The following is a 7,283-nucleotide window of genomic DNA, read 5'->3' as shown; positions in this document are numbered from 1 at the left end:
CATGGCCTCCAGCTCCTGCATGCCGAGCTCAAGGGCGGGGAAGGCGTCGATCGCGAGGTTCTCCTGCATGGGAAAGCTCCTGATTCCGTGTGGATCGTGCGAGGGGTGGTGCAGTGGGTCGTGCTCTTTCGACCGCGCCTCGCGGCAGTGCCGGCGGGTGCGGAAGTCATGGGGCCGGGCCGTGGGGCCGGGCCGTGGGTTCAGGCCGCGGCCTCGGCCAGCAGGCCGTACACCTCGCCGGTGCGCAGGCCGCCGAGCATCGGCAGACCGGCGCCCCAGGCGCGGACGGTGCGGCTCGCGATGGCGGCGAGCCGGTCGGGGCCCGCGGTGATGCCGCGGTCGATGCCCCAGGAGTCGACGAGGGCTTCGATGCCCTGCGCCGGGTCGGCGGGCAGGGCGCCGGGATCGGTCGCCCGCAGCCGGGACCACAGGCGCTCCAGTCGGACCGCCGAGCCGAGCCTCGACTCGCCCGCGGAGATGGCCCGCCACAGGTGCGGCAGGATCGCCGCGACCGCGGTCATCTTGCGCACGCCGAGCGCGGAGGACAGCTCGTTGGCGATGAGCCAGCCCTTGACCGCGTACAAGTCGCGTCCCAGGTGCGCCCATTCGGCGTGGCTGAGCGCACTGAGCTTGGCGATCTCCAGCCGCAGCCGGTCGTCGGTGGGCCGGCCGGCGCGGCGCGCGTCGCGCACCTCGTGGCCCAGGCGCACCAGCCGTTCGGCGATGGTCTCCACCAGCGCGTCCTCGGTCGGCAGGTCCCCGTGGTCGCCCACGTACGGGCTGACCGCGCGGAAGAGCGCTTCGAGGACCCCCTCGGCGATGAGTTCGTCGTCGAGGGTGGCGGTGGCGGCCGGGTCCAGGACGGCGGCCCGGGGCCGCAGCGCGGTCCCCATCACGAGCCGCTTGCCCTGGCCGGGATAGCCGAGGCAGGCGACCCCGCTCGATTCGGTGCCGGTGCCGACCGTGGTGGGTACGGCGACCAGCGGGAGCCCGTGCGCGGTGTGCGGGCCGAGGACCAGCAGCCCGCTGCGCTGCGGCACCGTGAGGCGGGCGTACGCGTCGGGGTTGGTCCGCAGCAGGGCGGCCAGCTTGGCCTGGTCGAGCAGGGAGCCGCCGCCGATCCCGACCACCAACTCGGAATCCGCCAGCCGCTGGGCGAGGTCGACCACCGATTCCAGGTCGCCGGGGCCGGACAGCTCCAGCACCCGCGTCCGGTACCGCTCCCCCGCGAGCAGGGCCCTGACCGTGGCCGTGACCGGGGCGGACGCGACCGCCTCGTCCACGAGGACGGTGATCCGCCGCTCGGGGCGCCCGGTGAACCACGCGCCCAGGCTGCCGCAGCCGATGAGCTGCTGCGCCGGGGCGTGCCAGCCCGCGCTCACGCCCGCGCCCCGACCGCCGGGGCGGCCGTCCGTGCCAGGTGGATCTCCAGTCCGGCGACGACGCGGGCCAGCAGTTCGGTGAGGTCGGCGTCGGTGTAGGTGAGGGCGGGGAAGAGCTGTACGCCGTTCACCCCGGGGTGCACGATGGCGCCGGCCTCCCGGATCGCCTGGACCAGGGTGTGCACCTGGTCCTGCGGGAAGGGGGTCCCGTCCGGGTCGCACAGCCGGACGGAGCGGAAGAGGCCCAGGCCGGTGGTGGCGGCCACCCGCGGGTGGTCGTCGACGAGCGCGCCCAGTTCGGTGTCGAGCCGGGCCGAGAGCCGCCGGCCGAGGGCGACCGCGTCGAGGCGGCGCATCTCGCTCAGGGTCGCGGTGATGGTGGCGCAGGTGACCGGGGTGCCGGCCTGGGTCTCGCCGTGGGTGAGGACGGCGCCGGCGTCCGTGAAGGCCGCCGCCACCTGGTGGGAGGCGATCACGACGGCCGCCGCGCTGGTGCCGTTGGTGAGTCCCTTGGAGGAGACCAGCAGGTCGGGCTGTTCGGCCCACTGCTGGGAGGCGAAGAGGCTGCCGGTGCGGCCGAAGCCGGTGGCGACCTCGTCGGCGACCAGCAGGAAGCCGTGTTCCCGGCGCAGCCGCAGCAGTTCGGCCAGGAACTCCTCGGTCAGGGGTACCGCGCCGCTGCCGAGCACCGGCTCGACGACGACGGCGGCGATCTGGCCGCCCTGGCGGGCCATGAGCGTGCCCAGTTCGGCCGGGTCGTTGGGGGTGACGTGCCGCACGAGGCGCTGGTCGACCCCGTAGAGCTGCTGCCCGAGGTCGTCGCCGGTGAGCGCGAAGCTGCCGTAGGTCAGGCCGTGGTAGCTGCCGCGCAGGCCGACGACCACCTTGCGCTGCGGCTGTTCGCGCAGTGCGTGGTACTGCCGGGCGACCTTCATGACGAGGTCGTTGGCGGCGCCGCCGGAGGTGGAGAACAGCACCCGTCCGTAGTGCTCGGGGCCGGCCGCCTCGACCAGGGCCTCGGCGGCCCGGCGGGCGTAGGCGTTCTCGTAGCGGAAGACCGAGAGGTACGAGGCTTCGCGCAGCGCCGCCGCCGCGGCCGCGGCGATCTCCTCGTTGCCGTAGCCGAGGTTGGTGTTCCACAGGCCGCTGGAGCCGTCGAGCAGTTCGCGGCCGTCGGCGAAGCGGACCCGTACCCCGTGCGCGGACACCGCGCAGAGGTCGTCGCGGCCCTGGTCGTGCGGTGCGGTCAGGGACGGCCACAGCGGGTGGTGGCCGGGGGTCGTGGTGTCGTTCACGGGGTCACCTCCGTCTCCAGGAGTACGTCGTGGTGGCGCTCGCCGACGGCGGGCAGCGGGTGGCGGGAGCTGATCGTGAAGCCGGCGGCGGCCAGTTCGGCCTCCAGCAGCGCGACGGGCAGGACGCCGATGGTGGTCGTGCAGACCTCCACGGGACCGGTGTCGGCGATCACCGCGGGGAAGAGCGTGACGGTGCGGCTGCCGGAGTCCGGCGTCCAGTGCTCGAAGAGCCGGTAGGCGCGGCCGCTGTCGGTCACGATCTCCATGTCGACCTCGGCGGCCGCGGTCGGGTCGGTCCCGGTGGTGGTCATGTCGACCGTCGAGAGCAGGAACCGGCCGCCGGGCTCCAGGTGTTCGCGCACCGCCCGGTACAGCCCGACGCGGCCTTCGGGGCCGAGCAGGGAGATGGTGGTGGTGCCCAGCACGATCGCGCCGAAGCGGCGGCCGAGCGCGAAGTCGCTCATGTCGGCCCGTACGGGCAGGCAGCGCTCGCGCAGCGCGGCGGGCGCCGCGGCCAGCCGCTGGTCGAGCAACTCCAGCATGTAGGAGGAGAGTTCCAGCGCGGTGACCTCGCGGCCCAGGGCCAGGAGGGGCAGCGTCAGGCGTCCGGAGCCGGCCGCCAGGTCGAGCACGGGGCCCGGGATGCGGCGGACCAGCGTGAGCAGTTCGCGCACTTCGTGGGTGCCGGTGCCCGCGAGGTCGTGGTAGACGGAGGCGCCCACGGCGTCGTACAGGTCGCAGAGCACGGCCCGTCCGCCGAGGGAGGCCAGCAGCTCGCCGGCGCGTCCGGGGACGTCGGCGGGGGTGGGGAGGCGGTGCCCCTCCTCGGTCATGGACGCGGTCGTGGTCGTGGTCGCATTCGTATGCGTCGTCGTCGCCGTCGTCGCCATCGTCATCGTCATCGTCATGGCTTTCAGCGCCCCGCCGTCACGAGTTCGCCGAGGCGTTCGTCGCGGGGCGCCGCCGGGTCGCCGGCGGCCGTGCCCAGGCCGATCCCGGCCTCCGCGAAGTACGCGGCGACCCGCTCCAGGCCCGAGCGGTCGGCGTGGGCGGAGCCCGCCGCCACCGAACCGGACACCAGCAGCACCTCGGCGAGGACGGCGGCGGCCGGGTCGAGGCCGAAGGTGCGCCCGCTCGCCGGGTCGTGGACGAAGGCGTGCTCGCCCGACCACAGCAGCAGCGGCAGCAGCGCGTCGGCGGTGTCGGCCGGGCCGGTCGCCGCCGCGGCGGCGGTCGCGGCGGCGCCGAGGCGGCCGCCGAATCCGGAGACCCGTACGTCGACCACGCCGCGGGCCCGCAGGTCACGGACCGCGCCGACCGCGGCGAGGTAGCGCCCCAACCAGGGCCGCTGAGCGATCTGTTCCGGTGCTCCGGCGCCGTCCGGCAGCAGCCAGCGGGCCTCCACGCGGTCCAGGTCGTCCTCGCCGAGGACACCCAGTCGAACGCCGCCCGGGGCGGTGGACAGGGCGCCGTCCGGGCCGACGTACAGCCTGCGGCGCGGGCCGTCACCGGCCGTACCGGCGCCGAGTGCGGGCAGGTCGGCGAGCTGGATGACGGGGTTGGTCAGGAAGTCGGGGAAGACCCCCGCCCGCCGGGCCTCGTCGGCGTCGGCGAGGTAGGCGTCGAGGTCCATGTCGTCGGCGACGCGGATCAGCGTCGGGCCGACCACCGACATGTAGGCGCTGATCCCGTAGTTCTGGATCTGGAGGTAGAAGTCGGTGCCGAGGGAGCATTCGGCGCCGGGCTCGCCGAGCGAGCCCTCGTAACCGGTCACGGCGGGTCCGTCAGCCGGCGCGTCCGTGCCCCCGGTGTGACCGGGTACGAACACCACGGAGTCCGGGCCGACGAGATCCGAGCCGAGCAGCGTGGAGAGGTGGTCCGGATTCTCCAGGACGACCGTCGCGGCGCCCGTCGCGGAATGCTCCGCACCCGGCTTTCCGGTACCCCAGAGCATCAGATGCCGTTTGATTCCCGCCATGACTCCCCCTTCAAGGAATGCGAAGCACTACCGAGCGATACGAGTGGTGTGAAGCGATGCGATGCGATGTGATGCGAGGCGAAGCGGGGCCGGCGGGTCAGGCCAGGGCGGTCAGGAGGGTCTTGAGTTCCTCGGTCGCAGCCTGCGGGCCGTAGAGGTTGGCCACGCCGGTGACGTTGAGGACGACCTCGTCCACGCCCGCGTCCTCGTACTCCTTCAGCTGCGCGAGGATCTCCCCGGTGTCGCCGCTGAGGAATCCGCGCCCCTCGACCAGGGCCCGTGCGTCCAGTGCCGGGTCCGTACCGGTGATGCCGATCCCGGACTTGCGCAGCATGTCGACGTAGTGCGGCAGTCCCAGGTGCGCGGAGTTGCTGGCCAGCGCGATCTCACCCGGTGCCCGGTCGGTCCGGGCGAGCGCCAGCGGCACGATCGCCGTCAGCCGCGGCACCGGCCGACCGGCCTTCGCCGCGCCTTCGCGCAGCGCCGGCAGCACGGTGTCCCGCAGGTAGGCGGCCGGAGTCAGCCAGGTGATCGCCACGTCGGCGACCTCTCCGGCGAGCCGGGCCATGGCGGGCCGCAGCACGCCGAGTCCGAGCTCCACCGGAGCGGAGGGGAAGGGCGCGAGCTGCGCCTCGCAGGTCACGTACTCGCCCGCCATCCGCACCACCTCCCCCGCCAGCAGGCCGCGCACGGCCGTCAGGTACTCGCGGGCCGCGGTCAGTGGCTTGCGGTACGGGGCCCCGCGCAGGGCCTGCTGGAGGGAGGGGGCCCCGGGTCCGAAGCCCGCGATCACCGGCTGCCCGGTGGCCAGGGCCAGCGAGCGGGCCTGGAGCGCGGCCTCGTAGGGGTGGCGCAGCGGCATGAGCGTCACGCCCAGCCCGGTCGGGACCCGGAAGCCCGCTCCGGCCGCGTGGACGAACCCGTGGTGGGGTTCGACCATCACGGACTGTCCCTGCCAGAGCCGCTGGGCGTGGGTCCACTGGACGAGGCCGGCGTAGGGGAGGATCTGTTCCGGCCTGCGCGGCAGGAACGGTATGAGTACCGAATAGGCGGTCATGGTGTCGCCCCTCTTCCTTCCTCGTCGGTGCGTCGTGGGCGGTCGGATCAGATCCAGTCGAAGGTTTCCAGCCGGTCGACCGGCGGCTTGACCGCGGCGACGGCGGCGGTGGACCCGTCGTGGGTGGGCGGGTGGATGAAGGGCCCCGAGAGTGCGATTCCGGCCGCCACCGCGAATCCCGCGATGATCGAGGTGATGCGGGTACGTCCGGTGCGCGTGGTCTTCTTCATCGTTTCCCCCTGTGTGGTTCGCCGTTGTTCCGACAAGGAGAAGACTGCCGAGTGGAAGGCCCTCGGTGGCGGTGTTCCCGACGCAGCTTCCTGCGCCCGCCGGTGCAGCAAGTTGCACCGAAGTCGGGGGCGCAGAGCGGTGCGAATCATTCCGTTACCCATGGTCAGGCCGGTGTCCGCGTTCCTATGATCAGGCCACCGTGTTGACCGCGCGGGAACAGCACCACAAGGGGGAACCATTGCGCGCCGGAAGCCTCACGCATCTGGGGATGTCACCAGAGGACGAAGACCTGTACAGATGCCTGCTCCGCCTCACGGAAGGCACGCCCGCGGTCCTCGCCGACCACCTCGGCGTTCCGGCGCCCGAGGTGGAGCGATGGCTGGGGCGCCTGGAGTCGATGGAGCTGACCTCCCTCGCCGACAACGGCAACGTCCGGCCGGCGCCGCCCGCGATCGCCGTGCAGCGGCTGATCGACCTGCGGCTGCGGGAACGACAGGAGGAACTGCGGCGGGTGGCCGCCGAGCAGCGGGTGGTGGAATCGCTGCTGGCGGAGCGGGACGCGGTACGACCGGCCCCGCGCGGGGCGTCGGAGCGGCCCGCGATCGAGCGGGTCGAGGGGACGCCCAACGTCCGGGCGGTGATCGACGAGCTGACGTTCTTCACCCGTGAGGAAGGGCTGACCACCCAACCGCACGGGGCGCTGAGCCCGGCCAGCATCGCCGCGTCCCGGCCGCTGGACGCCCGGATCCTGCGGCGGGGCATACGGATGCGCACGATCATGCGGCCGGTGGCCGTGGAGGACGCGCCGACGCTGGCCTACCTCCAGGAGATCTCGGCGATGGGGGCGGACATCCGGATCTCGGACAAGCCCCTGGAGCGGATGCTGGTCTTCGACCGGGCGGCCGCGCTCACCCCGATCGACCCGCAGAACCCGCGCCTGGGCGCCCTGGTGATCCGGGAGTCGGGGCTGGTCGCCAACCTGGTCTCGCTCTTCGAGCGGATGTGGTCGGACTCCGTGCCGCTGGCCGACGCCGTCGCGGCCCGGCAGGGGCCGGGGGGCGGGCTGAGCGAGATCGAGCGGAAGGTGCTGGCCACCATGTACGAGGCGGAGAAGGACGAGAGCGGGGCGCGCGAGGTGGGCGTCTCGGTCCGTACGTACCGCAAGTACGTGGCGGACCTGATGCAGCGACTGGGGGCGACGAACCGCTTCCAGGCGGCGCTGTTGGCCCGCGACCACGGCTGGATCTAGGGCGTGTTTCGAAAGTAGCGCCGGGCGCCCGGAGGGCGCGGCTCGCGGCGTCTGGTGCCGTGCATCGCAAGGCGGAGGATCGCCCGCCTAC

Annotated in this window: 7 protein-coding genes; 1 reads left to right on the top strand and 6 read right to left on the bottom strand. The window is 73.4% G+C overall.

What is annotated here, in order from left to right; all coding sequences use genetic code 11:
• Positions 1–200 precede the first annotated feature (200 nt).
• From mpaC to ACZ4UB_RS26575, 6 genes are all read right to left on the bottom strand, one after another.
• Positions 201–1,382 carry a daptide-type RiPP biosynthesis dehydogenase gene (gene mpaC / locus ACZ4UB_RS26600; protein WP_468073827.1) on the bottom strand — a complete coding sequence of 394 codons (1,182 nt, stop codon included), beginning with the start codon at positions 1,380–1,382 and terminating at the stop codon, positions 201–203.
• Positions 1,379–2,677 (bottom strand): daptide-type RiPP biosynthesis aminotransferase, encoded by a 1,299-nt coding sequence (gene mpaD, locus ACZ4UB_RS26595; RefSeq protein WP_468073824.1) that lies wholly within the window; start codon positions 2,675–2,677, stop codon positions 1,379–1,381. Before mpaD ends, mpaC begins: the two co-directional genes overlap by 4 nt.
• Positions 2,674–3,585, bottom strand: a complete 912-nt coding sequence (gene mpaM, locus ACZ4UB_RS26590; protein ID WP_468073822.1) for a daptide-type RiPP biosynthesis methyltransferase — start codon at positions 3,583–3,585, stop codon at positions 2,674–2,676. Before mpaM ends, mpaD begins: the two co-directional genes overlap by 4 nt.
• A gap of 5 nt (positions 3,586–3,590) precedes the next feature.
• Positions 3,591–4,655: a daptide biosynthesis RiPP recognition protein gene (mpaB, locus tag ACZ4UB_RS26585; protein ID WP_468073820.1), complete on the bottom strand. Its 1,065-nt coding sequence runs from the start codon at positions 4,653–4,655 to the stop codon at positions 3,591–3,593.
• A gap of 97 nt (positions 4,656–4,752) precedes the next feature.
• On the bottom strand, positions 4,753–5,712 hold the full coding sequence (locus tag ACZ4UB_RS26580) for an LLM class flavin-dependent oxidoreductase (RefSeq protein ID WP_468073818.1): 960 nt from the start codon (positions 5,710–5,712) through the stop codon (positions 4,753–4,755).
• Between the two features lie 47 nt (positions 5,713–5,759).
• Complete coding sequence (locus tag ACZ4UB_RS26575; protein WP_468073816.1) at positions 5,760–5,942, bottom strand: hypothetical protein; 183 nt, start codon at positions 5,940–5,942, stop codon at positions 5,760–5,762.
• A 269-nt stretch (positions 5,943–6,211) separates the two neighbouring features.
• On the opposite strand from ACZ4UB_RS26575, the gene ACZ4UB_RS26570 reads away from it, so the two are divergent.
• The gene (locus ACZ4UB_RS26570) at positions 6,212–7,192 is read left to right on the top strand and encodes a LuxR C-terminal-related transcriptional regulator (RefSeq protein WP_468073814.1); all 981 of its coding nucleotides are present in this window, start codon (positions 6,212–6,214) and stop codon (positions 7,190–7,192) included.
• Positions 7,193–7,283 lie beyond the last annotated feature (91 nt).

The sequence above is a fragment of the Streptomyces sp. NPDC028419 genome (assembly GCF_055565515.1).
The sequence above is the reverse complement of the archived record's forward strand: the minus strand, read 5'-3'. Positions and strand labels throughout refer to the sequence as shown.

Excerpts from the sequence above, each read along its gene's own strand:
- mpaM (WP_468073822.1), bottom strand. The coding sequence starts at position 3,585 with ATGACGATGACGATGACGATGGCGACGACGGCGACGACGACGCATACG.
- mpaB (WP_468073820.1), bottom strand. The coding sequence starts at position 4,655 with ATGGCGGGAATCAAACGGCATCTGATGCTCTGGGGTACCGGAAAGCCG.
- ACZ4UB_RS26580 (WP_468073818.1), bottom strand. The coding sequence starts at position 5,712 with ATGACCGCCTATTCGGTACTCATACCGTTCCTGCCGCGCAGGCCGGAA.
- ACZ4UB_RS26575 (WP_468073816.1), bottom strand. The coding sequence starts at position 5,942 with ATGAAGAAGACCACGCGCACCGGACGTACCCGCATCACCTCGATCATC.
- ACZ4UB_RS26570 (WP_468073814.1), top strand. The coding sequence starts at position 6,212 with ATGTCACCAGAGGACGAAGACCTGTACAGATGCCTGCTCCGCCTCACG.